Source organism: Xanthomarina sp. F2636L, from assembly GCF_026410195.1.
Lineage (GTDB): Bacteria > Bacteroidota > Bacteroidia > Flavobacteriales > Flavobacteriaceae > Xanthomarina.
Genome location: NZ_JAPMLM010000056.1, coordinates 1 through 3,188, shown reverse-complemented (window position 1 = coordinate 3,188; position 3,188 = coordinate 1). Strand labels below are relative to the sequence as shown.

1 protein-coding gene is annotated in these 3,188 nt (G+C 37.7%); it reads left to right on the top strand.

Going from position 1 to position 3,188, the window contains the following annotated elements:
• Window positions 1–3,188, top strand: a 3,188-nt coding sequence (locus tag OS191_RS03275) for a M14 family zinc carboxypeptidase (protein WP_267154290.1), incomplete at both ends; no start/stop codon positions are given.

Sequence of the window (3,188 nt, the reverse complement as noted above, 5' to 3'; positions counted from 1 at the left end):
GAATTACCAGCTTCTGAAAGACGTGGACCATACCCATTAACTTTCCCACTGACTGCCTATCCAACTTATGCAGATTATGCAACACAAATGCAAGAGTTTGCAATCAATCATCCTGATATTTGTGAATTAGTGGATATAGGTGGCACAACCGAAGGTGTTGGTGGAGGAAATAAACGGTTATTATTTCTGAAGCTTTCAGATAATATAGGTACTGAAGAAGCTGAACCTAAAGTGATGTATACCTCGTCTATTCATGGTGATGAAATTACAGGTTACCCTTTAATGCTTAATTTAATTAATTATTTTATAACGGCCTATAAAGATACAGGGCATTCAGATCATAATCGAATTAAAAACTTAATTGATAATTCAGAAGTATGGATTAATCCTATGGCAAATCCAGATGGAACGTATTATAATAATGCTTCAAATACATCAGTTGCGAATGCTAGAAGAGCCAACGCCAATGGATTGGATTTGAATAGAAATTACCCTGATAATGTAAATGGACCACACTCAAACGGTCATACCTCATATGAATTAGAAACACAACATTTTATGAACTTAGCAGCCAATACGCACTTTGTGTTATCTGCTAATTTCCATGGTGGCGTGGAAGTTGTAAATTATCCTTGGGATAATACCTATAACAGACATGCCGATGATGATTGGTTTGTACATGTGTCTAGAGAGTATGCCGACAATGCCCAAGCTGATGGACCAAATGGATATATGGATTATTTAGATAATGGGATTACCCATGGTGCAGATTGGTACCGAGTGTATGGTGGACGTCAAGATTATATGAATTTTACACACCAGTGTAAAGAAACGACTGTTGAATTATCTGATGTTAAATTAATTCCTGCAAACCAACTAGTAAATCACTGGAATTATAACCGTGAAGCTTTAATTGAATACTTAATCCAAGGAACCTACGGATTTCAGGGAAAAGTAAAAGATGCTGTTAGTGGAAACCCTATTGAAGCTAAAGTTACTCTAGTTGGTCATGATAATACTGGGTCTCATACGGTAAGTTCTTTACCACATGGCGATTTTTACAGACCGGTTTTTGCAGGAACTTATAATATTTTAATTGAAGCAGATTGCTATAATTCAGTCACGTTAACTAATGAGACTATTGTCAACTATCAAACAAAATCTCTTGGCGATATTTTATTAACACCATTAACATCTTCTGCTCCATCAAGTTTAAGTACTTCAGGAACAAATACAATTTCCACTAATGCATCTTGGTCTGCTGCCACAGCTGATAGTTTTGACATTAGATACAAGGTTCTTGCCGCTCCAACATGGATTGAAGTTTTAGGTGTTACAAACCCATATCAAATTACAGGACTTTCTCCAAATACTACCTACGAGTTCCAAGTAAAATCGTATTGCGGCTCTAATAGCACTTCTTATTCAAGTTCACAACAATTTACAACAACCTCACCGGTACCGTGTGTTGGTAACACTGTTTCGTCCTTCCCTTATACTGAAACATTCGATGGAGATTTAGGTCTTTGGACTCAAGGATTGAACGATATTCCAGGAACTAATTATGAAGATTGGACTTTAAATGCTGGATCAACAGTTTCTACTGGAACTGGCCCAAATGATGATTTCACTGGAGGTGGCAACTATTTATATACAGAAGCTTCTAATGCCAATGCAACGACTAATATCGGACAAGATGTTACAGTAACCCTTATTAGTCCATGTATCGATTTATCCGCTTATGAAAATACAAACTTTTCATTTTATTATCATATGGTCGGGGCTGCAATAGGTACTATTTCAGTTGAAGTAAGTTTAGATAATGGAATTATTTGGAATCAACTGGATGCTTCCGGGAATACAGTGACAAATACTCCAATACTGACTGGTCAACAACAAACAAATCAAGGAAGTCCCTGGTTAAAGCAAACTATAAACCTGAGTAATTATGATGGTCAAGTCATCAAATTACGTTTTTCTGGAACAACGGGATCAACATGGAGCAGCGATATGGCAATCGACCAGATACAAATTTCTGCAGATTTAGCTTCCGGTTCCACTCCTCCTATAGCAGCATGCCAAAACATCACAGTGCAATTAGGTAATACAGGAAATGCAACAATTGTAGCTGCAGACATAGATGGTGGTTCTACAGATGATGTTGCCATTACTGATTATAGTATTGATGTCAATTCATTTGATTGTAGTGATATTGGTACGCCTGTTAATGTAACGCTTACCGTTACAGATGCCGATGGTCAAACAGATACCTGTACTGCTACAGTGACTGTCACGGATCAAATTGATCCGGAGTTTGTGAATATTCCGACTAATATTTTATTAACCTGTGGAAGTAATCAACCAACATGGACCGACCCTACAGCTACTGATAATTGTGATAACACATTAACTGTTATAAGAACGGACACAACGAATTTAAATAGTGGCGATTTATTCCCGAATGGCATAACCACTATCAGCTATTCTGTAACAGATGATTCAGGAAATATAAATACAGCATCATTTAATATAAATGTAACCGATGATAATCAAAACCCAGTTGCTGTTTGTAAAAATCTAACAGTTCAGTTAGATGTCAATGGCACTGCTACAATAACAGCAGCTCAAATCAATAATGGTTCTTCAGACAATTGTGGAATTGCATCTATTTCTGCTTCACAAACAACATTTACTTGTGCTGATGAAGGCACTAATAATGTAACCTTAACAGTTACAGATGCTAATGGCAATGATAACACATGTATTGCAGTAGTAACGGTTACCTTACAAGATACCCCTACTGGTTTGGAATGCTGGGAAACTGCAACCTTTAATAACACAACATGTGTATGGGATGTGACAGGTACACAACCAGCTGAACCAACTACGGAATGTTGGGAGACTGCAACCTTTAATAACCAAACCTGTGCTTGGGTAGTCACTGGATCACAACCTGCTGAACCAACAATGGAATGTTGGGAAACAGCGACCTTTGATAACAATACTTGTGCTTGGGTAGTTACTGGATCACAACCAGTTGAACCAACAACGGAGTGTTGGGAAACTGCTACCTTTGATAATAATACCTGTACATGGGTAGTTACTGGAACGCAACCTGTAGAACCAACAACAGAATGCTGGGAAACTGCTACTTTTGATAACAATACCTGTGCTTGGGTAGTCACTGG